The sequence below is a fragment of the Candidatus Chloroploca sp. Khr17 genome, from assembly GCF_004138165.1.
Taxonomy (GTDB): Bacteria; Chloroflexota; Chloroflexia; order Chloroflexales; family Chloroflexaceae; genus Chloroploca.
In genome coordinates, this window is the sequence record NZ_RYFF01000036.1 from 34,363 (window position 1) to 58,085 (window position 23,723).

Annotated in this window: 19 protein-coding genes and 1 rRNA gene; 8 read left to right on the forward strand and 12 right to left on the reverse strand. The window is 57.2% G+C overall.

Annotated elements, in window-relative coordinates:
* Positions 1-128 precede the first annotated feature (128 nt).
* The gene (locus EKD05_RS18385; RefSeq protein ID WP_129675569.1) at positions 129-4,421 is read left to right on the forward strand and encodes a PAS domain S-box protein; all 4,293 of its coding nucleotides are present in this window, start codon (positions 129-131) and stop codon (positions 4,419-4,421) included.
* On the opposite strand, the gene EKD05_RS18390 is transcribed toward EKD05_RS18385, so the two are convergent.
* Genes EKD05_RS18390 through glsA form a run of 3 tightly spaced genes read right to left on the reverse strand, consistent with a single transcriptional unit; the run spans position 4,422 to position 7,138 of the window.
* Positions 4,422-5,300, reverse strand: coding sequence for an alpha/beta fold hydrolase (locus tag EKD05_RS18390; RefSeq protein WP_129675572.1), 879 nt, complete (start codon positions 5,298-5,300; stop codon positions 4,422-4,424).
* An 18-nt stretch (positions 5,301-5,318) separates the two neighbouring features.
* On the reverse strand, positions 5,319-6,179 hold the full coding sequence (gene rnhA, locus EKD05_RS18395) for a ribonuclease HI (protein WP_205703974.1): 861 nt from the start codon (positions 6,177-6,179) through the stop codon (positions 5,319-5,321).
* Complete coding sequence (gene glsA / locus EKD05_RS18405) at positions 6,176-7,138, reverse strand: glutaminase A (protein ID WP_129675575.1); 963 nt, start codon at positions 7,136-7,138, stop codon at positions 6,176-6,178. The genes rnhA and glsA overlap by 4 nt, the downstream gene beginning before the upstream one ends.
* A 153-nt stretch (positions 7,139-7,291) precedes the next feature.
* Between glsA and EKD05_RS18410 the strand changes: the two genes are divergently transcribed.
* Positions 7,292-7,672, forward strand: coding sequence for a PPOX class F420-dependent oxidoreductase (locus EKD05_RS18410; RefSeq protein ID WP_129675578.1), 381 nt, complete (start codon positions 7,292-7,294; stop codon positions 7,670-7,672).
* A 175-nt stretch (positions 7,673-7,847) separates the two neighbouring features.
* Here EKD05_RS18410 and EKD05_RS18415 read toward each other — a convergent pair whose 3' ends face one another.
* The 4 genes from EKD05_RS18415 to EKD05_RS18430 all read right to left on the reverse strand — a co-directional run bounded on the left by EKD05_RS18415 (position 7,848) and on the right by EKD05_RS18430 (position 10,787).
* Positions 7,848-8,480 carry a response regulator transcription factor gene (locus EKD05_RS18415; RefSeq protein ID WP_129675581.1) on the reverse strand — a complete coding sequence of 211 codons (633 nt, stop codon included), beginning with the start codon at positions 8,478-8,480 and terminating at the stop codon, positions 7,848-7,850.
* 2 nt (positions 8,481-8,482) lie between these two features.
* Positions 8,483-9,733 (reverse strand): sensor histidine kinase, encoded by a 1,251-nt coding sequence (locus EKD05_RS18420; protein ID WP_165360797.1) that lies wholly within the window; start codon positions 9,731-9,733, stop codon positions 8,483-8,485.
* A gap of 163 nt (positions 9,734-9,896) precedes the next feature.
* The gene (locus EKD05_RS18425) at positions 9,897-10,403 is read right to left on the reverse strand and encodes a DUF4188 domain-containing protein (protein WP_129675587.1); all 507 of its coding nucleotides are present in this window, start codon (positions 10,401-10,403) and stop codon (positions 9,897-9,899) included.
* 90 nt (positions 10,404-10,493) lie between these two features.
* Positions 10,494-10,787: a hypothetical protein gene (locus EKD05_RS18430; RefSeq protein ID WP_129675590.1), complete on the reverse strand. Its 294-nt coding sequence runs from the start codon at positions 10,785-10,787 to the stop codon at positions 10,494-10,496.
* Positions 10,788-11,113: 326 nt separating this feature from the next.
* On the opposite strand from EKD05_RS18430, the gene EKD05_RS18435 reads away from it, so the two are divergent.
* From EKD05_RS18435 to EKD05_RS18455, 5 genes are all read left to right on the forward strand, one after another.
* Complete coding sequence (locus tag EKD05_RS18435) at positions 11,114-12,559, forward strand: FAD-binding oxidoreductase (RefSeq protein WP_129675593.1); 1,446 nt, start codon at positions 11,114-11,116, stop codon at positions 12,557-12,559.
* Between the two features lie 180 nt (positions 12,560-12,739).
* Complete coding sequence (locus tag EKD05_RS18440; RefSeq protein WP_129675596.1) at positions 12,740-14,041, forward strand: FAD-binding oxidoreductase; 1,302 nt, start codon at positions 12,740-12,742, stop codon at positions 14,039-14,041.
* Positions 14,042-14,204: 163 nt separating this feature from the next.
* Positions 14,205-14,822, forward strand: a complete 618-nt coding sequence (locus EKD05_RS18445; protein WP_129675599.1) for a helix-turn-helix domain-containing protein — start codon at positions 14,205-14,207, stop codon at positions 14,820-14,822.
* Positions 14,823-15,057: 235 nt separating this feature from the next.
* A complete protein-coding gene (locus EKD05_RS18450) occupies positions 15,058-16,401 on the forward strand; it encodes a BCD family MFS transporter (protein ID WP_240695846.1) in 1,344 nt (447 codons plus the stop codon).
* 43 nt (positions 16,402-16,444) lie between these two features.
* Positions 16,445-17,830, forward strand: a complete 1,386-nt coding sequence (locus EKD05_RS18455) for an amidohydrolase (RefSeq protein ID WP_129675602.1) — start codon at positions 16,445-16,447, stop codon at positions 17,828-17,830.
* An 83-nt stretch (positions 17,831-17,913) separates the two neighbouring features.
* On the opposite strand, the gene cls is transcribed toward EKD05_RS18455, so the two are convergent.
* From cls to EKD05_RS18470, 3 genes are all read right to left on the reverse strand, one after another.
* The gene (cls, locus tag EKD05_RS18460) at positions 17,914-19,383 is read right to left on the reverse strand and encodes a cardiolipin synthase (protein WP_129675605.1); all 1,470 of its coding nucleotides are present in this window, start codon (positions 19,381-19,383) and stop codon (positions 17,914-17,916) included.
* A 16-nt stretch (positions 19,384-19,399) separates the two neighbouring features.
* Positions 19,400-20,170: a phosphoribosylaminoimidazolesuccinocarboxamide synthase gene (locus tag EKD05_RS18465; RefSeq protein ID WP_129675608.1), complete on the reverse strand. Its 771-nt coding sequence runs from the start codon at positions 20,168-20,170 to the stop codon at positions 19,400-19,402.
* 78 nt (positions 20,171-20,248) lie between these two features.
* Complete coding sequence (locus tag EKD05_RS18470; RefSeq protein ID WP_165360798.1) at positions 20,249-21,079, reverse strand: GNAT family N-acetyltransferase; 831 nt, start codon at positions 21,077-21,079, stop codon at positions 20,249-20,251.
* Positions 21,080-21,495: 416 nt separating this feature from the next.
* On the opposite strand from EKD05_RS18470, the gene EKD05_RS18475 reads away from it, so the two are divergent.
* Positions 21,496-21,777 carry a 4a-hydroxytetrahydrobiopterin dehydratase gene (locus tag EKD05_RS18475; RefSeq protein ID WP_129675614.1) on the forward strand — a complete coding sequence of 94 codons (282 nt, stop codon included), beginning with the start codon at positions 21,496-21,498 and terminating at the stop codon, positions 21,775-21,777.
* Positions 21,778-21,853: 76 nt separating this feature from the next.
* Here the strand turns inward: EKD05_RS18475 and EKD05_RS18480 are convergent, their stop codons facing one another.
* Positions 21,854-23,191 carry a VanW family protein gene (locus EKD05_RS18480; protein WP_165360799.1) on the reverse strand — a complete coding sequence of 446 codons (1,338 nt, stop codon included), beginning with the start codon at positions 23,189-23,191 and terminating at the stop codon, positions 21,854-21,856.
* Between the two features lie 242 nt (positions 23,192-23,433).
* Positions 23,434-23,548, reverse strand: a 5S ribosomal RNA gene (gene rrf, locus EKD05_RS18485).
* Between the last annotated feature and the right edge of the window lie 175 nt (positions 23,549-23,723).

Below are 23,723 nucleotides of genomic sequence, written 5' to 3' on the forward strand. Positions count from 1 at the left end.
GAGGGTCTCAGGGAGGGCAAGCCCTCCCTGAAAATTCACTACGTACCCACTTCAATGCCGCAAGCGCAGCTTGCAAGCATTGAGTGACTGACCATCCAGGCCCAAGCAGGGGCATCAGGAACAACAGCATGCAAAATAATCTCGACGATAGCGAGGAATTGCTTGAACCTTCACCCGGTACGAACATGGATAGCACCGAGGACAAGCGGTTAACGGCAGAACAGTGGGAGAGCTATGAACGCTTCCGCTCGTTCATCGAGCATGCCAACGACATTATCTACGCGGTCTCCCCTGTGGGACTATTCACATACGTTTCCCCAAACTGGCGCGAATTCATGGGCGAGTCGGCGGAAGAAGCGCTTGGCCGATCCTTCGAACCGTACGTCCATCCTGAAGATGTTCACCTCTGCCGCGAGTTTCTGGAAAAAACGCTTACAACCGGCGAGAAGCAAAGCGGCTTGCAATACCGGGTTCAGCATCAGGACGGTTCCTGGCGCTGGCATGTTTCCAATGGCGCTGCGTTGCGGGATGCCAACGGCACGATCACAGGGTATGTCGGCATCGCCCGCGATGTGACTGATGTGAAGCGATCCGAGGACGCCCTGCAAGAGGCCTTTACCCGTCTGGAGTTGTTGGCCAGGCATGTCCCCGGTGTCCTTTACCAGTATTGCCGCCGACCCGACGGAAGCGCCTATTTCCCCTATGCCACGGCGGGCATTCAGGACATCTACGGGGTCACCCCCGAGCAAGTCGTCCAAGACGGCACGGGGGTGCTCAACGTGCTCCATCCTGAAGATCTCGAGCGGGTTATCGAGAGTATCGAAGAATCGGCTCGGACACTCAACGATTGGCATGCCGAATATCGTGTCAATCACCCGGACGGGCGAACCATCTGGGTCGAGGGCACGGCCACCCCCATGCCCCTACCCAACGGAAACATCCTCTGGCACGGCTATGTTCGGGACATTACCGAGCGGGTGCTGGTGGAAAAAAATATCCGCGAGCGCGAAGCGTTGCTGAGCGGCATTCTTGACAATCTGCAGGATGCCTACTTCCGCGCCGACCTGTCCGGCCGCTTCACGTTCGTCAACCGTGCCGCGCCCTTGACCTATGGCTTCAGTTCCGCAGCCCAGATGATTGGGATGCCAGCCGAGGAACTGTACGCAGACAAAGCACAGCGCGAAGCGCTGCTCAACGAATTGCGGAGCAAGGAATCCGTCACCGACTGGGTCGCTCAGGCACGTCGCTCAGACGGGTCAACCTTCTGGGCTTCGATGAACGCAAGACTCATACGGGACGATGACGGTCACCTCATTGGGACGGAAGGCGTGGTGCGTGACATCACCGCAAGGAAGGTGGCCGAGGACGATCTGCACGAGCGGCTGCGCATCGAAACCCTGGTAGCCGACCTCGCCGCCCGCTTCGTCAGCGTCGATGCCGAACATTGCGGCAGCGAAATCGAACATGCGCTGCATCGCATCTGTGATTGCATCGACCTGGATATGGGGGCTATCTGGCAACTCGCCGACCGAAGGGATCCCAACACCCTGGTGCTGAAATACCTGTACCACCGCGACGACGATCCACCGTTGCCGAATGTGGTCAAGGCCCAGGAATCTTTTCCGTGGATGCTCGAGCAACTGCGCAAGACGGGGACGACCGTGGTGATGAACGACGTTGCTGCGTTACCGGCGGAAGCATCCCGCGATAAGGAGGTGTATACACGCTTCAGCGTTACGAATAGCGTCAATGTGCCGCTGCAAGACGGAGATGGCACCCTGATCGGCGTACTCGCCTTTAGTACCAAGAAGAAACGCACGATTTCCGAAATCGTGGTCAGTCGCATCGAGATGTTCGCCAACATCCTGTTCGCGCTGCTCGAACGCACCTATGCGGAAGTGGCGCTGAAGGAGAGTGAAGAGCGTTATGAAGTTGTTGCGGCGCGGAGCGGCACCTACACCTGGGAAGTCAACGTGCGCGGCCTCTACACGTTTGTCAGCCCTCTAGTTCAACGTGTCCTCGGCTACCATCCTGACCAACTCGTTGGCAAAAAGCACTTCTACGATCTCGCACCTCCTGAAGAGAGGGAGGCGCTCAAGGAGGACTTTCTTCGCATCATGCGGGTCGGTGACGACATGTTGGCGTATGAGCATCGCATCCTGACCAGCGATGGCTGCGTCATCTGGGTCATCACTTCCGGTGTGCCCAGACGCAACGAGCAAGGCAACGTCATCGGCTATCGGGGCTGGGACAGCGATGTGACCGAACGGAAGCAGTCCGAGCTTGCGCTCCGCACCTTGACGGATCGTTACCGTGAAGCGCAGCATATGGGCAGTATTGGCCACTGGAACTTCGACCCCGCCGCGATGGAATTTCGAGGCTCCGAGCAGACCAATCGCATCTACGGGTTCCCACCAGGAGTCGTGATGGCGTACGACGATATCTACGCGCTGCTCGCGCAAGCAGATGCCGAGCGTGTCGTAACTCGTCTGTTTGCGCTTGCCGCCGAGGGGGAACCCTTCGAAGAGGAGTTCGCGATCCAACTCAGAGGCACAAACGAGACCAGGGTGATCTGGGCGATCGGTGAGCGCGTCTTCGATGATTATGGCAAACCACAGATTCACGGCATTCTGCAAGACATTACCGAGCGCAAAGCGGCAGAAGAACAGATCCGTCTGCAATTGCGACGCCTGAATGGTCTGCGCAAGATCGATACCGCGATTAGCTCGAGCGCCGACCTGTGCGTCAGTCTTGAGGTAGTGCTCGAACAGGTTCTTTTGCAGTTGAAGGTGGATGCCGGCATTATCCTTTTGTACGACCCCACCACCCAAACGCTCAAACATGCGGTTAACCACGGGTTTCGCTCTGCTAACATCGGCATGAGGCACGTGACACTGGATGAAGGATATGCAGGTCGCGTTGTACTCGAACATGCAATGATCCATATCCCGGGCTTGATGAAGGAAGATAAGCAACCTTCCGAAGCTCTGTGGTTGGCTGACGAGAAGTTTGTTGACTACTACGGCGTTCCCCTCATTGCCAAAGGCGAGATCAAAGGCGTGCTCGAGGTCTATCACCGTACGCCGCTGCGTCCCGAACACGGCTGGCTAGAATTTCTCGAAACGCTGGCAGGCCAGGCTGCCATTGCCATTGACAATGCACAATTGTTCCAGAACCTCCAGCGTTCCAATGCCGAGCTTGAACAGCGCGTGGCTGAACGCACCGCCGAGTTGTATCGCGCAAATGCCGAGCTTAAGCATGCCAACCGGGCCAAGGACGCCTTCCTGGCAAACATGAGTCATGAACTGCGCACCCCACTCAATAGCATCATGGGTATGGCCGAGGTGCTAAACGAGGGTCTGCGCGGCCCGCTCAATGAAAGACAACAGCTGTATGTTAAAAATATTTATGCCAGTGGACAACACCTGCTCAGCTTGATCAACGATATCCTCGATCTCGCGAAGATCGATGCGGGCAAGATCAATCTCAACCTCGAAACGGTGCTTGTGAACGATGTGTGCCAGGCCAGCCTGATCTTCATCAAAGAAATGGCGCTCAAGAAAGCTATCGAGGTCAGCTATCGCGCCACGCCTACCTCACTCATGATCACAGCCGATGCTCGCCGATTAAAGCAAATCCTGGTCAATCTGCTGACCAATGCGGTCAAATTTACGCCAGCCAACGGCAAGGTGGCCTTTGAGATACACGCAGATGCCGAGCAGGAACTGGTACGCTTTGCCATTCGTGATACCGGTATTGGTATTGCCCTCGATGAACTACCAAAACTCTTCAATCCCTTTACCCAGGTCGATAGTAGTCTCACCAGAGCACAGGAGGGAACCGGGCTTGGCTTGGCCCTCGTGCGCCGCCTCGTCGAGTTGCACAGAGGAAGTATCGCGGTCGAAAGTGACCTTGGACAGGGCAGTTGTTTCACCGTCAGTTTGCCCTGGGTGAGCGAGGTGAGCGCATCATCGCTTGCCCACCCGCCCATCGAAGCCTTAAAGGTCACCCCCATCGCCTCCAGGTACCAGGGCACGATCTTACTGGTCGAGGATCATGCGATGACGGTTACGACCATCAAGGATCTTCTCACCAACCATGGCTATAACGTGGTTAGCGCCGAAAACGGCCTGGAAGCCATTCAGATGGCAGAGGCGATCACGCCCGACCTGATCTTGATGGATATCCAGATGCCAGTGATGGATGGTTTGGAAGCAACACGACGTTTACGCGCCAATGTGCGCTTTGCCAACACACCAATTATCGCGCTGACCGCGCTGACCATGCCCGGCGACCGGGAACGCTGTCTGCAGGCGGGCGCAAATGCCTACCTGAGCAAACCAGTAAATCTAAAGACATTAATCAAAGTGATCGACTCGATCACTGGCGATGCGCGTCCTCAAACACCGCAGCAACCATAATCACGCACGGGCTGGCTCCCGAAGGAACGGCAGCATCGCCGCAGCCAAATCGTCGGGAGCCTCTTCCTGCACGTAGTGGCCCACCGTCGCCAGTTCCACCGTGCGGGCCGAGGGGAAACGCGCCTGCCAGCGCCGCAGCTCTTTCGGGCGGAAAGCAATGTCTTTCATCCCCCAGACGATCAGCTTAGGAAGCGCCTCCACCGTATCCATACGCTCCCAGATCTCACCCAGCCAGGCTGATGAACCAACGATCTGCCCAGGAAAGACATGGCAGCCAATGCGCTCGGCGGGAGTAGCCAGATGCTGCAAATAGTGCCGGTGGGCCTCACGACTAAGCTTGCGCTTGTCACCAAAGGATTGGCGCAGCACTGACCATGCAAAGAAGTTGTAGCGCATGATCAACACACGACCGATGGGTCCGCCCATGATGCCACTGAACGCGATGTAATACGGATCGCGGTTGACCGGCCAGGCCCAGGTATTGATGATGACAATGCGGGCAACATTAGCGGGGTGGTTGAGTGCGTAGGAAAGACCGAGCGGGCCGCCCCAGTCTTGCATGACCAGGGTGATCTTTTGCAACCCCAAGCCCTCGATAAAGGCGGTCAGGTTAGCGGCGTGATCCTTCGGCAGGTACGACCACTGTTCCGGCTTGTCCGAAAGACCAAAGCCAAGGTGATCCATCGCGATGCAACGGTACTCCGGCTGCAGCCGCTTGATCAGATTGCGGTACAAGAACGACCAGGTCGGGTTGCCGTGAATCATGACGATTGGCTCACCGCTTCCCTCGTCGACGTAGTGCATGCGACCCGCCGGCACGCTGAAGAACTGCGATGCAAATGGATATTCTTCTCGATTGATCCAAGCTGAATTGCTCATAGCGCTCTATGCTCTCTTTCACTCCTCAACAAACCCATGATCGATCAACAGATCACCCTGCGCCATCGCCAGCGAGGCAAGTTCGTGGCAGCGTTCGTTCTCAGGGATGCCAGCATGACCACGCACTTTCACAAATTTGACCTCGTGATAAGCACAGAGATCCAGCATCACTTGCCACAGGTCGGCATTGCGCGCCGGTACAAGCTCGCCCTCGACCTTGCGGTGCCACCCATTAGCCCGCCATCGCTTCGCCCAACCCTTCGTCATCGTATTGATCACATAGGCCGAGTCACTAAAGAGCACGACCGGTGATGGTTTTTGCAAGGCCTTCAGGCCAACAATGCACGCCATGATCTCCATCCGATTGCTCGTCGTGAAAGCATAGCCTGCTGAAAACTCTTTGCGGTGGTTTTTGTACAACAGAACCACCCCGTAACTCCCTTTGCCAGGGTTGCCGTGGCACCCGCCATCGGTGTAAAGTACCACCTTGCCCTGCGCAAGCGCCTCTTCATGGAGGCTCGGGTTGGAGACGGACGCACCCACCGACACCCCTGTTCCAACCGCATCGCGCTCGGGCATCGACTCGTGCGGGGCGGTCTCTTCCCCAGCCTCGGACTTTTCAACGGTACGTAACGACACCTCTACGCCAGGTGGTGCGGCGCGTTCGCCTCTTGCCAACTCTGCCGCCGCTGTGCGATGGCGCACCCGTTCAGCCTGCTGCTCGTACCAACGCTTGGCTTCGGCGTGCGTCGCAAACCCTTTGAAGATTGCGCTAGGAAACCCTTTGACCTGCGCCTCAGCCCCATTCGCCCCAGCCCAGGCCGTATAGATGCCCGGCATACGCCCGACAACCACCGCGTAGAAATGCTTTTTGCTCATACAGGCTGCGATGCAAACAAATTGAGGCCAAGTTGCGCCGAAAGAAAGTGCGCCACAAGCTGGCCTTTGACACTGTTGCCTGCCGCATCAAGCGGCGGTGCAAACGTGCCCAAGCCACCTTTACCCGGCGCGATCGTGAGAATGCCGCCCCCAACGCCACTCTTGCCAGGCAACCCCGTCAGATACAACCACTCCCCCGAGGTCTCATACATCCCGGCCGTCGCCATCACCGCCAGCACATACCGGCATACACCCGCGTCAATAACCCGCACCCCGGTGACCGGATTGACCCCACCATCAGCGAGCGTCGCCCCCATGATCGCCAGATCTTTCGTGGTGACATTGAGTGACGACTGGCGCGTATAAAGATCGAGCGTCGCAGGCGCATCAAAATAGAGCCGGTCGTAGCCCCAGAGAAACGCGGCCAGCCCGCGGTTGCGGTGATTGCTTGTCGACGCCGATGCATACACCTCTTCGTTCACCGTCAAGGAACGCCCGGCAAACGCCGACAGCCCCTCCTGGATATGTTGCCACTTGAGTTCCGCCGTCGCCCCGGGGATCAGGCTGGTTGCCGCTAACGCACCTGTGTTGACCATCGGATTCGTCAGGCGTTGTGGATGGAGTTCAACCGCCATGATCGAATTGAAAGGCAGACCCGTTGCATTGACGCCTATCTTCTCACGCACCACCTCGGGGCCAAGCGCCTGGCAAACCAGCGCCAGCACAAACGGCTTGGCCACACTCATAATCGTAAATTCGACCTCGGCATCGCCAACAGCATAGATCTTGCCATTGACCCCGGCAACACAGATGCCAAAGAGATCACGGGGCACCTGTGCAAGAGCCGGATAATGCTGCGCATTCTCGCCCTCGTCATACGAGCGAAACCGGGTATAGGCCGCATCAACCTGTGCCTGAACCTGTGCATCAGCAGGCAATTGACCAGTCGAAATAAACATTTGGTGCCTCGTAGTTCTTTTGGCATAACCGCTGCCTATGCTATTGAGGTATGATAGCATAGCACTGGACACTGATGTAGCGCAAAGCAAAACCTTGTATGCTACATACGTCTACTGTTACGTCAACACAAGCCAAAATCTAAGGAGTGCCCCATGACGGGATCGACAGCGTTTGCAAGTTTACAGGGTCACAAGTATCTCAACCTGACCACCTACCGCAAGAATGGCGAAGGCGTACCCACACCAGTCTGGTTTGCCTTGCAAGGTGAACGGATGTACATTGTTACGCAGGACAATTCGGGGAAAGTCAAACGCATCCGCAACAACGGCAAAGTAACAATGGCCCCAAGCGACGCCCGCGGCAAAGTGCTCGGTGAAGAAGTGTCTGGGATGGCCCGCGTGCTCTCCTTCGAGGAAGGCGTTGCAGGCGATCAAGTCCTCCAGCACAAGTATGGTTTGATGTACCGCGCCTTTGGTTTCTTCTGGAGTCTGCGTCGCATCACCCCAGTGATCCTTGAGGTCATACCCGCTTGATCCGCTGCGCGAGAAGCACACCAACCGCTCTAAGGCCAATACTTTTCAAATAAGCTCACGCGAAGACGCGAAGACGCGAAGGGTTACGCTCACCTACGCAAAAACCTTTGCGCCTTTGCGTCAAAAAAGCCGCCTTCTTTGCAAGGTATTGCCTCTAAGGCGTGCTCCACACGCATTAGAGCGAAAGAACCCCCTGCCGCACTGCAATCGCGACCGCTTCGGTGCGATTCGCGGCGTTGAGCTTGCCCAGGATGTTCTGGACATGTACTTTGACGGTACGCGGCGAAATGTTGAGCGCGACGGCAATCGCATCGTTGCTCTGCCCCCGCCCAATCAAGGTGAGCACATCAAGTTCACGGGCCGTCAGGGGCTCGGGACCACCCCCACCAACGCCCGCAACGAGTCGCGCCGCAACCGCAGGCGATAACTGCGTCTGTCCTGCATAGATTGCCTGAATTGCCGCGATCAATTCGTCCGCCGAGGCGTCTTTGAGCAGGTAGCCTTTGGCCCCGGCTCGCAGCGCCGCAAAAATAAATTCGTCGGTCGCATAGGTCGTCAATACAAGCACCCGCGCATGCGGATCGAGCGCACAAATCCGCCGTGTCGCCTCGGCCCCATCCATCCCTGGCATCTGCAAATCCATCAAGACCACATCCGGACGCAAGGCTTCGTACTGCGCAACCGCAGCTTCACCATGCGCCGCCTCGCCGACCAAAAACACCACCGTCTCATCCTCCAACAGGGCGCGCAAGCCTTCACGGACAATGCGCTGGTCTTCGACGATCAAAATACGGATCGGTGTAGCCATGCTCATTGTTCTTCATCTCGTTTCTGATCTACCGAAAGGATCAGGCTCAACGTCGTGCCGCCTCCTACCCGACTCGCAAGCTGCAGATCGCCGCCCGCAAGCCGCGCTCGCTCGCGCAAGCTGATCAGCCCGAAACCTCCCCCATTGGTGCTGGATATAGGTTGCGCTGGGTCAAACCCAACGCCATCATCACGTACCCAAACCCGATACACCGCCTCTTCAGCACAGAGACCAACCTCTACATGCCTGGCGTATGCATGTTTCTCGATATTCACCAGAGCCTCTTGCACAATGCGTGCCACCTGCTCAGCCTGTTCAGGTGGCAACGCAAGCCCTCGGCCAGCATAGTTCCACGTCGTCGCAATGCCAGTCCGTTCTTGAAACTGGCGTGCCTGTTGTTGCAAAACAAGATCAATCTGCTGGTCGGAAAGCGAAGTCTCAGCGAGCGTCCAGACACTGCGACGCACATCGCCAAGCGTCGTGCGAGCCAGTTCGTGAGCACGCGCCAGACGCACACGCGCCCGTTCGGGGTCGCGCTCAAAAGCCCGTTGCGCCGCCTCGAGTTGCATCGTGATCGCAGTCAACCCCTGGGCAATCGTATCATGCAACTCACGAGCGATCCGGTTGCGCTCGGCAAGCGTCGCCGCAGCACCCGCCTCACGCGCCAGACGTGCATTCTCAAGGGCGAGTGCCGTTGCCTGCTGCCGTTGTTGCGCCTGAGTCAACGCAATTTGCACCACTGCATACATAAAAAGAAAAATCGATGCGTAGATCGCTATCGATGTAAAGAGTACCTCAGAAACCCTGACACCACCCAGCCAGAGCCCACCCAGAATAAGCATCAAGTAGCTCACACCCACCCAACTTGCCTGACGGGGAGCAAGGCTAATGACCGCAATCACAAACGGCACCGTTAGCGCAAGAGGCTGCGTCCGGGTCTCGCCACTGATCACTAGCAACGCCGCTCCAGATAGGCCACTGAGCGCCAAAAAGAGACCGATCCGTGCGTTAGCCCAAATCACGATCCGCGACGAAACCAGATAGCCTATCACAAGGCCAAGAAAGCCGACAGCCAGCACCAGGTACGTCAGCACACGCAGTAGCGACCAACCCCCGATTACCCCGGTCACCAACGGCAAACCAACGCTGACCAGCGCAGCCAGCACCCCCGACACATTCAGCACACTCCCATGGGGGATAGCATCGTGATAATCATGAAAGGGATCATCATGCCGCGTCTTCTCTGCCACCATAGACAACCTAAACTCTCCTGTGCGCCCGATCGGGTTTGTTTGATCCATCTCCACACAGCTTTGCGCCTTTGCGCCTTTGCGTCAAAAAAACCACCTTCTTTGCAAGATATGGCCCGTAAACCTCCAGCGGGGGAGGGTTGGGGAGGGGGTGGCCTCACCCCCATTATAACAACGACACCACATCGGCCTCAACAACCGTATGCACCTCCTGAGCCATCCGCGCCCGGGCACTCTGCTTGCCGCGCACCACCGGCATCAAGCGCCCGGCTTTACCCAAGCCAAGCGCGGGAACCCCGGCATAGAGCGTCTCATAATTGCCTGGCGTCACCCGATACGTCTCGTGCCAAATCCCCACAGCCCCGCCACTCTTACGCACACGCTGATGAAAAGCCTGCCAGGCCGGCAGATGCGCATGCTCACGACTACGGGCATACGCCTCGAGATGCTCAAACGAGCGCCAATACTGTACCATCACTGGCAACATTCCCATCGAACCAAGAAAACCCAATTCAGGTTGCGCCTCCAACTCGCGCAACATCCGCGGCATCGCAAGAAATGCTGGCAACCAAGCTGGCACATTCCACCACTGATTAATTCGCATCCCAATCAAAAACACCACAAACTCACCCTCAATGTCCGCCGTCATTGGTTGTACCGATAAATCAGCCATTATGCATCCTCCGCCCCGCATACGGGCACGGCACCGCCGTGCCCCTACAGCCCTATCCCCGCCCCGTACGGGCACGGCGCCGCCCTGCCTCTACCCCCGTCGCATCCGATCAATCACCAGCACCGCAATCCCAATCGCAACCAGCAGCAACGGCAACGGTGTCACCGTCAACACCAACGGCTCCCCAAGCCACGCTACCAGCGGGCTCGCCCCGTGCCACACGCCCTTCACCAGAAAAAAGAATGGCCAGGCCATCCAGAGCATCCACCACGGAAAGCGCCCCGCACACTGCCGACCAGTCCCTTCCAATGCCCCCAATTGCACCGTCTCACCCTCAACCGGGTAATGGAAAGATCGCGTACGTTCCTGAATACGGCACATCATCGACTCCTTATTTCCGTTTCAACCATTCCTGTTCCCAAGCATACCAGTCACTCCCGGCCTTGCCATCAGCGCACGGGGCTAACTACCCTTGCCTCAAGAGCAGATGCTGCATCTAGGCGCAAAGAACTAGAAGGGGCAAAGCACCCACCCCTGCCGCATCCCGAAGCGGTGATGTGGCATGTGCCTGCATCACCGCCACGCGGAAAAGAAAGGCCCAAACAATGGTACAATTCCTCGATAGAAAAGCCTCTGACCCGAATTGTGTCCTTCAGCCCTGACGCCAGGGCTGGCGAAGCGCATTGTTGCCCTTCATGGAGGAATAAGGTATGGATCATACCCGGTTGATCGCTGAGCTAAAGCAGATTGTCGGTGTCACTGGTGTCGTCGCCGATCCCGATGCACTGATGACCTATGATGCCGATGGATGTGTCATGGATACCCACGCCCCACACGTCGTCGTGCTCCCTACCTCAACCGAACAGGTCAGCGCAATCGTGCGCCTGGCTGCTCAGCACGATGTTCCGGTGGTGCCCCGAGGGGCCGGTACCGGCCTCTCGGGCGGCGCAACGCCAATGCACGGTGGGATCATTATTGGTACCTCGCGGATGAGTCAAATCCTTGAACTCGATATCCCCAATGGGCGCGTCCTTGTCCAACCAGGGGTGATCAATTGGGAACTGACCCAGTACCTTACGCTCTCAGGGTACCACTTCGCTCCCGATCCCTCTTCGCAAAAGGCATGCACTATCGGTGGCAATATCGCGAATAATAGCGGTGGCCCCCACTGCCTCAAATATGGCGTGACGACCAACCACGTGCTCGGTGTTGAGATGGTGCTCGCCGATGGTTCGGTGATCTGGACAGGGGACGGTACCCCTGATTGCGCTGGCTATGATTTGACCGGGGTGATCAATGGCTCTGAAGGTACCTTCGGGATTGTGACCGCAACCTGGTTGCGCCTTACCCGTTTGCCCGAGGCGATCCGTGTCGTGCTGGCCCTCTATCCCGCTATCGCCGGCGCAACTAGTACCGTTTCCCAGGTGATCGCCCGCGGGCTCTTGCCCGCCGCTCTCGAAATCATGGATCGCCTGGCGATCAAGGCGGTCAATGCTATGTATCGCCTCGGTATGCCCGATGAGGCCGGCGCACTGCTGATTGTAGAGGTTGATGGAGTCACCGATGGCCTCGATGAGCTCATGAACGATATTGTGGCGATCTGCTGGTCAAATGGTGCCCTTGATGTCCGCCCCGCTCGTACCCCCGCCGAACAGGTGCGCGTCTGGTCTGCTCGCAAGAATGCCTTCGGCGCTATGGGTCGCCTCGCCCCAACCTACCACCTCGTTGATACGGTTGTTCCTCGTACCCGCCTCCCCAAAATGATGGACGAGGTCGCCCAGATCGCCCAAGAGTTCGATCTGCCGGTCGCCAATGTCTTCCACGCCGGCGATGGCAATCTTCACCCCATCATCCTCTTCGACCGGCGCGATCCCGACCAGAATGAACGCGCCCTCCATGCCGTCAACCGGATGATGCTCGTCAGCATTGAACAGGGCGGTGTGATCAGCGGCGAACACGGCATCGGTGTCGAAAAACAGGAGTTTATGCCCTATCTCTTCAATCAAGACGATCTCGCCGCAATGGCCGCTCTCCACCAGGGCTTCGATCCCGAGGGTCGTTTCAATCCCGGCAAAATCTTCCCCAAAGCCCAGAGCGCCCGCGCGCTCGCCGAACAACGTCACACCATGGCCTTCGCCGATCATGACGTTGCCTAGCTTGGTTGTCCACCGATCATGTTCCTGAGTGGTCTGTCAACAAAGTTTCCTGATACGCTTCTGGCACAGCCATCCGTCGAGCATTTGGCGTCTCGATGCGCTCTGAACATCCTTTGCGCCTTTGCGTCAAATCATTAGCAAATGTAGTTGACCCACCCTTGATGCAAAATGGGGAAACGAATGTCACATGCACTGCTTGCCCACCAGTTGTCCGCACTTGTTGGCGAAGCCCATCTCCTGGAAGACCCCGCAGCTTGCGCTCCGTTTGCACTGCACAACCAGGTTCCCGCCCTCGTCGTTGAGCCAGGTTCAGTGGAGGAAGTCGCCCACGTCGTCGCCGCTGCTGCCGCTGAAGGGATGACGGTTGTCCCCTATGGGGGCGGTACACGCCAAGCCTGGGGCTCCCCCGTCGCTAGTACCAATGTCGTGGTCGTGCGCACCACGCGCCTCAATCAGGTCTTGATCTATGAACCCGATGATCTGACTATTTCGCTTCAAGCAGGCATGACCACAGCCGCGCTCAACGCAACGCTCGCCCAGAACGGCCAGATGTTCCCGCTTGATGTCCCTTTGCCCCACCAGAGTACCATCGGTGGCCTCCTCGCCACCGCGATGGACGGGCCTCGCCGCCTGGGCTACGGTACCAGTCGCGATCTCCTGCTTGGTGTCCAGGTGGTCGAGGCAAGCGGGCGCATCAGCAAGGCCGGCGGGATGACCGTCAAGAATGTCAGTGGCTACGACCTGATGAAGCTCTACACTGGCAGCCTGGGCACCCTCGCCATCATCGTGTCGGCCAATTTCAAACTCATCCCTCGCGCCACCACCGAGGCGAGTCTCCTCTGCTCTTTTGCCACATCAGAACAGGCCTTTCAGTTGATCGAGGGCCTCCGACCAAGTCAGTTGACCCCGATGGCGCTCGAATATGTCGAGGGCCTCACGTTTGCGCCCTTTACCGACAGCACCATCCACGTCGCCCTGCGCACCGAAGGCTTGACCGCCGCCGTCGAGCGCCATCTGCGCGAGCTAACAGCGCGTACCGCACAGGCCGGTGGACAAGCCCATCCCCTGCACGATGAGGCCCATCACCAACTCTGGGCACAACTCAATGATCTGCCCCAAACCGCCACCGTCGCCGATGATGAACTGGTTATCCGACTCACGACCCTCCCCAGTCAACTGGCCCCCGCCTTGACCCGAGCACGCACCGCCGCCCGCGAACTCGGTATCACCCTGACCGTGAGTGCGCGGTCATTGAACGGGGTCGCCTACCTCCGCGCACGCGGCAGCGATGAACAACTGCGCACCTGGCACAGCCGCCTCTATGCCCAGCAACCGACCACCGCCGTCCTCGGTGGCCCGCTCCACCTGCGCCGCGAAATGCCAGCCTGGGGCCAACCACCCACAACCGTTGCAGTCATGCGGAGGATCAAACACCAGTTTGACCCGACCAACCGCCTCAATCCAGGGCGCTACGTCGTCTAAACACACCGCCCGCAAGACCCCACCTTCGCTCATTGAAAAAGCCAGCCTAGCTGGCTTTTTCAATGAGCGAAAATACACCTCAATGCAATTGACAGAAATAACCAACCTTGCCTATAATTAAAGATGTTTACTGAGATTTCTATAGATTCACCAAAGGTTCACCATGCCCGAGCGTGATGAGGTCACCTTTCTCTCGCTTTCCGTAGCCAGCAAGTTGCTTGGTGTCCATAGCACCACGCTGCGTCGCTGGGCCGATGAAGGCTCGGTGCCAGTCTATATCACACCCGGCGGGCATCGCCGTTTTGCCCGTCACGACATCGAGACCCTTGCCCGCCGCACGTCGCTTACCGGTCGCGCTTTTGGCTCAGAACTCGCCACGCGTACCTCCGCCCAGACGCGGAGCGAAATTGCCGCTGCGCCCCATTCCCATCGCGCCTGGCTCGCCCGCATCCCTGAAGCTGACCGTGAGGCCTGGCGCCGGATCGGGCAACAGTTGATGGGCGTCGTCCTGCACTATATCAATAATCCCCACGATGATGAAGAGTTGCTCCGCGAGGCCCGCCGGATCGGCGGCGAGTATGGCCTCCTGGCCCTCCGTGCAGGCATGCCTCTAACCGCTGCCCTCGAAGCAGCCCTCTTTTTTCGTGATACCCTGGTTGACTCGGCGATGCAACTCTCCGAAGAGACAAGGCCACGCAATGAAGATCGGGCCCGTCTCTTACGCCGTATCAGTCATGTCGCCAATGAAGTCCATCTCGCCGTTGCCCAGAGTTATCAATAAACTCATGCTAATGGTCTTCCTGAAATGAATCCGGTCTAGCCCGCACAGGCCGGCTTCGCTTCCCCTAGCCGTGGGCTTTAACCCCACGGCATCAGGCGCAGAGCGGATCATTTACTGAAAGACCATTAGCAGTCCTAGACGATGTGTGTCTGAGGAGTGCTGGCTTTAGCCGGCTAAAGCCAGCACTCCTGTTTACAACCCAGATAGGACTGCTATAGAACCCCAGGAGTTGTCTGTGAGTGATACGCCACGTCGCTTTAGTGTGCTACGCACGATGAAGATCGGGTCTTTTCATATTGGTTCGTCGTTTGTTGATCTCTTGACTTCAGGTGTGCTTAATCGCATCCTGATTTCAGACTTGAATATTTGGGCCGCCCCGGTCGCTTTGCTCTCAGCCTTGCGTTATCTGCTCGCCCCGTTGAGCATCTGGGCTGGCTATCGCTCCGATACCCGCCCGATCTTTGGCTTTCATCGCCTGCCCTATATCTGGGGTGGACGCATTCCGATGCTGCTCTCGTTACCGTTGCTCCCCATCATTACGGTGCTGCTCGCCGCCAATCCACGCTCAATCCTCGCCTGGTCACTCGCCGTCTTCGCCTTCCTCATCTATGGCGTCGGTACCCTGCTCTCGGGCAGCACCTTCCTCGCCCTTGTGCGCGATAGCGCTCCCCCAGAAAAACGCGGACAGGCTATGAGCATTGTGCAGACGTTCCTTGTGATCAGTTTTCCTATCGCCGGGGTCGTCTATGGCCTGATGATGCCTGTCTACGATCCGGCCTCTTTCTGGCAGATCGTGCTCTTTGGCATGGGCATTGCTACCGTGGCCTTCTTCTTCTCGCTGCTCGGCGAAGAACAACGCCACGGTACCATTGTCGCCGATGCTCCATCTGAACAACTGCCTTTTCGTATGCTCCTGCGCGAAATGTGGGGCGACCGCCGCACCCGGCTCTTCTTTCTCTTCCTCGCGCTTGGTGCCACCAGTGCGTTTGCCCAGGACGCTGTGCTTGAACCCTTCGGTGGTGATGTGTTCGGTCTTTCGGTTGGCGAAACCACCCGCTTCAATGCCTATTGGGGTACCGGGGTTGTGCTCAGCCTCATCGGTACCGTCATCTATACCCGGAATCGCCAGGCCCACGAGCAAACAGGGACTACCGTGATCGGCCTGATCCTCACCAGTATCCCCCTCGCTCTGCTCGGGGTGATTGCCCTCACCGAGGCCGAAGCCCTGCTTATCCCGGTGCTCTTTGCTTTTGGCCTCGGGTTTGGTATCTATACCGTCGGTGCCGTTTCGCTCTTGATGGCAATGACCTCTGACCGACGCGCCGGGGCCTACCTCGGTCTCTGGACCGTCGCTCAGTTGCTCTTTCGTGGTCTCGGGATCTTGCTCGGCGGTTTGATCCGCGATCTCGGCCTGATCACCACGGGCTCGCTCAACATCGCCTATGGCCTGGTCTTTTTTCTCGAAGCAATCGGTCTTGCGATCTGTGTTATCCTGGTGCGCAGAGTAGATGTCCCCGGCTTTGCCCGGCAAACGCGGACGTCAGTTCCCTCTGCTTCATTGGCCGCAGCCGCCGAGTGAAATGACCTCGCACCAAGGGTTGCTCTGCATCAAGGAAGATCCTATGCCAACCACGCCGCCCAAACCTGAACTACACCAGGCTCTCGCATTCGCTCGCCCAACCATCGAGTACCTCGCGCATGAAGTCTGGCATCTGGCCGAACTCAGCCTCCACGAGGTTGAGTCAGCGCAACTCTATCAGCGTATCTTACAGGCCGCAGGCTTTACCCTCGTTAGCGTCGGTACCGCTGGCATCGCCACCGCCTTTATCGCCGAGTGGACCCAGGGCTCCGGCGGCCCAAACGTTGGCTTCCTGCTTGAATATGACGCCTTGCCCGATCTCGGCAATGCCCCGGTACCCCGCCAACAGCCACGTGACGATGGCAAGACCAGTGGGCACGGGTGCGGCCACAATCTCCTTGGCGCAGGGCTTGCCGGTGCCGCCATCGCGGTCAAGCATATGATGGAGACCGAGGCGATCCCAGGCACGCTCCGCCTCTATGGGTGTGCCGCCGAAGAGACCGAAGGGGCCAAGGTCTACATGGCCCGCGAAGGTCTTTTCAATGACCTTGATGCTTGCCTCCACTGGCACCCCGCCCCTATGGCCGTTGTCGCGAGTGCCCGTACTGCAGCCAATAATTCGCTCAAGATCGAGTTCTTTGGCCGTAATGCCCACGCCGGCATGGAACCCTGGCAGGGCCGCAGTGCCCTCCACGCGATGGAACTGGCCGCCCACGGACTCAATTTGATGCGTGAACACCTCGAGCCAACCGCCCGTATCCACTATGTCTTTGAGGCCGCCGGTACCGCCCCCAACGTGGTGCCTGCGTATACCCGCCTCTGGCTCAAGGTACGCGATCTTGACCGCGCCCACGTGACCGCCACCACGACCTGGGTCGAACAGATCGCCGCAGGGGCTGCCCTTGCCACCCAGACCGAGGCACGTGTCAAACACTACTACGGTGTCCACGATCTCTTGCCCAATACCCCCCTGGCCGAACGCATGCACGTTCATCTTGAACAGGTCGGTGTGCCTGAGTGGAACCAGGAAGAACAGGCTTTTGCTCAGGCATGCCAGCACGAGTGCGGCCTTCCCACACACGGTCTTGCCACCAAGATTCTCCCCCTTCAGCCTGAGCGCACGATCGGAGGGTCGTCTGACGTCGCCGAAGTGAGTTGGCAGACCCCAACGATGGGGCTTACGATGCCAACGATGCCGCTGCATGTCGCGCTTCACACCTGGCCGGTCACCGCCTGTGGGGGCACCACCATCGGGCTGAAAGGTGCCGTTGCCGCCGCGCACGTGCTCGCCCTGATGACGCTCGACATCCTCACCGATGCTGAATTGCGCACTGCGGTACGCGCCGATTTTGACCACCGTACCGCCGGCTTTACCTACGTCTCGCCTCTGCCCCCTGAACAACGACATCCTGTTGGTCTGCCCGCATAGTTCCTCAACGATGGGGTCAGCGATGCGCAAGGCAAGACAACATAGAACGCTGCCCACCGAAGGGAAAGCATCATCCCCACAACCTACTGCAAGGCCGCCGTCAGACGGGCAATATTCTCGAAGAGCCGACGATAAAGCGGACGGATCGACCAGACATCGCGGCTGAGCATCATCGAGCGTTCGAGGTACGTCGCTTCAATTTCGCGCAGATCAGCTACAACCTTGCGGTCGTAACAGACCATGCTCACCTCGAGATTCAACTGGAACGACCGCATATCAAAATTACTCGAACCAACCATCGCAATATCATCATCAATCGTCATAAACTTCGAGTGCAACAAGATCGGCTTCTTATAGAGCGCAATCTTCACCCCACAGCGCAGCAATTCGTCGTAAAACGAATGCTGCGCATAATAGACCATAAACTGATCCGGTGCCTCCGAGTTGATCATCGTGACATCAACACCACGCTGGGCCGCACTCGTCAAGGCCAACATCAGACTATCATCAGGCACGAAATAGGGGTTCACGATCGTCAGTTTACGATGCGCACCATGGATCATCGCGGTAAAGAGTTTGAGATTGTTCTCGTCGTCATGTCCCGATCCGCTCGGCAAGACCTGGCAAAGCATCGTCCCTGTCGCAACGATCGCTTCCTCACCCTGATAAAGCTCATCTCGCGTCAAGAGGGTATCTGTCTCGCTGTACCAATCGGTGATAAAGACCGCATCAAGTTGCCCAACAATTGGCCCGGTCACCCGCACAACCACCTCATCATAATAGAGGTCATCCTTGCGAAAATAGTCACGCCGGATCAGATTGAGCGAACCAGTATACCCAAGCTTGCCATCAATCACCGCAATTTTTCGGTGATTACGCAAATCCGGGCGCGACCACTGGCCTTTACTCAAACGAATCGGCAAAATACGCTCATACCCAAACCCAGCCGCTTTCAGGTAATCATCTGTCTGCTTGCTCGTAGGATAACGGTTTGAGCCAAAATCGTCGAGCATGATGCGCACCTGCACACCCCGTTGATGCGCACGCTCAAGGGCGCGGAAGACCACTTCGGTCACTTCATCATAGTTGAGAATATAAAACTGGATGTGCACAAAACGCTCAGCCGTGTCAATATCCTCAGCCAAACGACGGATAATCTCATCGTAATCGTCAATGACCGCAACATCATTACCGGCAAAGGCTGACATACCGCCAAGATGCGCATTGAGTTTTGCAAACGGAAGATACCGTGCAGGCACATGAGGATTCAACAATGGGCCAAACACCGGATGCTCACGCGCTTCACCGATCGCCTTCGCTACCAGTTCGTCCATCGTCAATTGCCTGAGCCGACGCTCATAGGGAAGTTTGGGACTGCCAATCAGCAAGAAGAGCACGAGCCCCGCAAAGGGGAAAAGCGCAATCAACATCAGCCAAGCCGTCGCCGAGGATGGCTTGCGATTAACCGGCACCGTAAAGAGTGCGCCGATCAAGAGAACCCAATGTAAAAGCGCCCCCACGAGTGCAAGCAAACTCAGCCAATCTTCACGCATATGGATACTGTCGATTTCAATTCAACCCAAACTCACCAAAACGCTCAGTCCGCTGAGCTACCTGCTCATACCGCGAGCGTACATCCGCAAGCACACCTTCATTGATCGTGGCCGCATTGCGATAGACCTGCTTGTCAAGCATCCGTCCCGCTTCTCCCCCCGGCCAGATGCGCCACGAGTCGTTGTCAATGACATCAGCAATCAGCAGGTTTGCCCCCTGTTCAGTACTGACCGCACGCCCAAACTCAATCTTGAGATCAACCAGCACCACATCCTGTTCAACCCAGGCTCGTTCTAACAGGGTAAAGACCTCTACCCCAAGCTCAATCATCTGACGGACTTCATCAGACGTCGCAAGATTCCGCACAGCAATCTCATGTTCACTAATTTGGGGATCGTGCGCAATATCATCCTTCAAGAAGAACTCGACCAGCAGTGGGTCAAAACGCGTCCCCTCAGCAACCTCGGGATGGCGTCGCAGGTACGAACCAGCCGCCAATCGCCGCATCACAACCTCAAGTGGCAGCATCAGGCAACGACGTACTACCGTAATCGCTGGCTCAGGGGCCTGGACAAAATGCGTCGCCATACCCGCTCGCTCCAGTAAGGCAAAAACATTCGCCGTCGTCCGCCCAGCCAGCGCCCCTTTGCCAGCAATTTCACTACGCCGCGCCCCATCTCCTGCGGTAATGCCATCTTTATGCACAAGAATGCAGAGCCCACTGTCATCAGGGTGCGCATACACAATTTTCGTTTTGCCTTCGGTAATACGTGGTCCAAGTTGCATTGTAGCGCTCCATTACTATGATCTACGCAGCGAAACCACCATCACAACTGGTCACTCATGATGGTCGTTTCGCTTAGCTTACAACGCCATTGTCAACTCATACTGCTCATCAGGCACCACAAAACCAGACCGCAAAAAAGCACCCGTCAATGGGCTGTCAGCAGGCTCATTGATGCAGGTTAAGTTGGCCGTGTGCGCCTGAAGTGCATGAATCAACTCACGAGCCGCCATCTCATCACACGCGCCTAGATCAAACAGGCGCATACTAATTTCATCGCCCGTCACCAGTGCATAGGCGGTCACATCGCCATCTTCACGCAGTACCATGCCACGCAAATTGGGCAGTGCCAAAAGGGTAGCCGGCTCACGTTGCCACGAGGCATGAGCCGGATGGAGGTCAGCAAAATAGTCAAGCACGAGCGTCTCGGCCTCAAGTTCATCAACCCTCGGTCGACGCCCAAACTCATCATCCCCAAGATGCCACGCCATAATCAATAACCGACGGGTCACCTGCATTCCTGCATGCTCATATGTCCGCAATGCCGCAATATTCCGCGTCAACACTTCCAGGGTCAACTGGCGAGCACCTGCTTTTTGCGCTTGCTCAATCATTGCTGCGGTGAGGTGCTTGGCATAACCCTTACCCCGGTGTTCGGGCACAATGCCAAACCCACCACACCAGGCACGTGCACCACGCCGCGCAAGCAGCGCAACGCCAGATGGCTGACCATCAATACACAAAATAAGTGATGAAAACAGATCAATATTCTCTGATGCGATCCGCCGCGATAAAGTCTCCGGTGTCGTTACCCCCGAATAGAAGTAGGCCTCGAACGAGCGCGTAAACAGATCCGCCAGCGCTTCCATCGAAAGCGCGGAAGCCGGAGCGAAGTTGACTGATGTATGCATAGGTACCTGCCCCTGTATTGCCGTCGTTGCAACCAGCATCTGGAAGGTACAACCACTTACTTCTCACCCTGCCAGTCACATAGACGGAAGATATGTATCATCATTATAACAGCCCTGGCTACACATAGGCGTGCCTCGCCTCAAAGGGTTTCTTCTGCCCTGCGCATGGCTGCCTGATCGAGCCGCCCGCAAAACCATCAACCCGACGGTGCTCCGGTCAGGTGGACGTTGCATCAGCACGCGATGCCCCTGTCGGCGCACCACCACGCAGGAAAACGGGGGCGTGGGGGAACGTGGTTCCCCCATTTTCAGCGTAGCCCTGGCTTCTTTGTACCCTCCCGACTCACTACGCTACTCTGATGTATACTGAACATATAAGTTCGTTCGTTACTAGACACTAGACTCAGGAGTAGAGTATGACAAAATTGAGCGAGGAACAAATCAGCCTAGCCCTTGAGAATCTCCGGGGATGGCGTCGTCAGGGTGATATGCTGAGCAAAACCTTCAAACTCCCTGACTTTCCACGGGCCATTGCTTTTGTGACCCACATAGGGTTTCTCGCTGAAGCCGCAGCACATCATCCCGATATTGACATTCGCTACAACAAAGTCACCCTCGCCCTCACGACCCACGATGCGGGAGGCTTAACCGACAAAGATATCGCTCTGGCGCTAGCTGCCGATGAAGCCATGAACTAACAGCCTGCACTGGCTGGGTGAGCAAGTGCAACTTGCTCGCCCAGCCTGCACTGGCTGGCAAAGCACGCTCATCGCCTTACTTTTTGACACGATCGCCATCAGGCAATTCTTCAGATGGCGCAGGTGGCAAAGTTGGCCCAGGCGTCACAGGTGGCGCAGCCCGCACCGGAAGCGCAGCATACCGTGTCAACACCTGTTCCTGACGCACAATACTGCCATCAGCACCTCGAATTGTGCGCCGGTTGATCACGTCCCTTGCCTGTTGTTGCGTATTCTCCAAGGCCGCAAAGCTAGACCTGCTCCCTTCAGGCTCGACCACAGCAGCATTGCTCGCTGATGCACGTCCTTCTGTCCGTATCTCTGGTTGCGCTACAACCACGGTACGCCCATCAGAACGCCCCCAGATCCGCACACGCACAAACTGATTGATCACCTCCGCTTCGACGATCAGTTCCCCAAGCGTGTCATTGCCAAGCGACAATTCCAGATCCGGAACCGCAACAGCCGCTTCAAGCCCTGGCTGATCAGCATAGGCCCGCAGCCAGTAACGATGGCCTGTGCGCTCAAAAATAGGTAACCCCGTATGCCACGCGGCTCGATACAGCAAGGTCGAGACCGTGCAGATCCCCCCTCCGATCATATTGTTGACAATGATCCCATTTTCGATGCCACTACCAGGCACGTAGCCATTCGCCACCGAAACCTCGCCAATCGTGGCGAGAAACCCCAAACGCTCACCCGGAAGCAACATAACCCCATTGAGCCGACTAGCGGCAAGCGCAATATTATGTCCATCTGGACTCGTAGGATGAAACGGCAGACTAGCCTCAGCCAGAATCTGCAAAGGAGCCTCTGGTTCAAGGCGAAGAGGTTCTACATAGAGGTGCGCATAGCGCAGACCAAGAGGTTCACGGATCACTTCATCTGATGTGCCCTCAAATCCTGGTTGATAGATCAGAATGCTTCGCTCAAAATATTGAGTCAGGCGAGATGCCCCATCAGGTTGCGCTTCATAGAACTCTTCTGAAATCGGCACCCCATGCCTGAGCACTCCCCCAGTTTGCTGCCAGTACCACCGGAAAGCACCACCAAGCGTATGCCCGGCATCAGCCAGATAGATGCGATCCTCCTCCAGCACTTCATCTGCCTCATGCCAGGTAAAGGCCCCCTCCATCTGATGCTGCTGAGCAAAAAATCGTCCAAGATGAGCAAGACGTACCTGGTCATGCCACTCAAACCGAGCATACTCAAAATACTGAACGGTCAGTCCACCCGCATCAACAAAAACACTCGTGATGGGCAAGCCAAAGCTTGCCTTATCACCATGTGCTTCATAATACGCACGAAACTCACCATAGAGCAGGTGTCCATTTTCATAGCGCATCAGGGGTACAGAGGGGGCCGCTCGAGCCACAGTGTGCCTCCACACTGGGTAATACCCCAGACCAAAAAAACAGACGATCAATATCCATCCCAACCATTTGGCATCGCGTATTTGCATTGCGCTTCCTCCTACGGCATCAATTGGTCAGTTCACACAATTGAGAACTACACCCTATACCGCTGATAAAGCGCGCAAAGATACGCACCAGCCACAAAACCGAAAACCCCACCGCCCGTCTGCAAGAACTGCAGACGGGCGGTGGGGTTCGTTGTGTGGTGCGTGGACCTACGTTCCCAGGGCTCAGGCCCCAGTAGCATCGGCGCGGCCATGTTTCACGACCCGGTTCGGGATGGGACGGGGTGGTTCCACGGCGCCAAACACACACCAACTGGTACACGGGCAGGCTTGCGCCCTACCCTGCCAACTGAAGCGTCGTCGCTGATCGATCTGACCTTCCCTTGCCCACTCTGCCCACATGGGCGCAGAGGGAAGCCCTCGACTCTGCGCACCAGTCACCTGCACGGGTCGCCCCGCGTCCAGTGCTGGCCGCTTACCCCAGTCA

Bases quoted from the DNA above. Each gene is read 5' to 3' on its own strand.
- EKD05_RS18445 (WP_129675599.1), top strand. From the start codon at position 14,205: ATGCCCGAGCGTGATGAGGTCACCTTTCTCTCGCTTTCCGTAGCCAGC.
- EKD05_RS18435 (WP_129675593.1), top strand. From the start codon at position 11,114: ATGGATCATACCCGGTTGATCGCTGAGCTAAAGCAGATTGTCGGTGTC.
- EKD05_RS18455 (WP_129675602.1), top strand. From the start codon at position 16,445: ATGCCAACCACGCCGCCCAAACCTGAACTACACCAGGCTCTCGCATTC.
- EKD05_RS18440 (WP_129675596.1), top strand. From the start codon at position 12,740: ATGTCACATGCACTGCTTGCCCACCAGTTGTCCGCACTTGTTGGCGAA.
- EKD05_RS18410 (WP_129675578.1), top strand. From the start codon at position 7,292: ATGACGGGATCGACAGCGTTTGCAAGTTTACAGGGTCACAAGTATCTC.
- EKD05_RS18385 (WP_129675569.1), top strand. From the start codon at position 129: ATGCAAAATAATCTCGACGATAGCGAGGAATTGCTTGAACCTTCACCC.
- glsA (WP_129675575.1), bottom strand. From the start codon at position 7,138: ATGTTTATTTCGACTGGTCAATTGCCTGCTGATGCACAGGTTCAGGCA.
- rnhA (WP_205703974.1), bottom strand. From the start codon at position 6,179: ATGAGCAAAAAGCATTTCTACGCGGTGGTTGTCGGGCGTATGCCGGGC.
- EKD05_RS18470 (WP_165360798.1), bottom strand. From the start codon at position 21,079: ATGCATACATCAGTCAACTTCGCTCCGGCTTCCGCGCTTTCGATGGAA.
- EKD05_RS18390 (WP_129675572.1), bottom strand. From the start codon at position 5,300: ATGAGCAATTCAGCTTGGATCAATCGAGAAGAATATCCATTTGCATCG.
- EKD05_RS18430 (WP_129675590.1), bottom strand. From the start codon at position 10,787: ATGATGTGCCGTATTCAGGAACGTACGCGATCTTTCCATTACCCGGTT.
- EKD05_RS18475 (WP_129675614.1), top strand. From the start codon at position 21,496: ATGACAAAATTGAGCGAGGAACAAATCAGCCTAGCCCTTGAGAATCTC.
- EKD05_RS18465 (WP_129675608.1), bottom strand. From the start codon at position 20,170: ATGCAACTTGGACCACGTATTACCGAAGGCAAAACGAAAATTGTGTAT.
- EKD05_RS18415 (WP_129675581.1), bottom strand. From the start codon at position 8,480: ATGGCTACACCGATCCGTATTTTGATCGTCGAAGACCAGCGCATTGTC.
- EKD05_RS18420 (WP_165360797.1), bottom strand. From the start codon at position 9,733: ATGGTGGCAGAGAAGACGCGGCATGATGATCCCTTTCATGATTATCAC.
- EKD05_RS18425 (WP_129675587.1), bottom strand. From the start codon at position 10,403: ATGGCTGATTTATCGGTACAACCAATGACGGCGGACATTGAGGGTGAG.
- cls (WP_129675605.1), bottom strand. From the start codon at position 19,383: ATGCGTGAAGATTGGCTGAGTTTGCTTGCACTCGTGGGGGCGCTTTTA.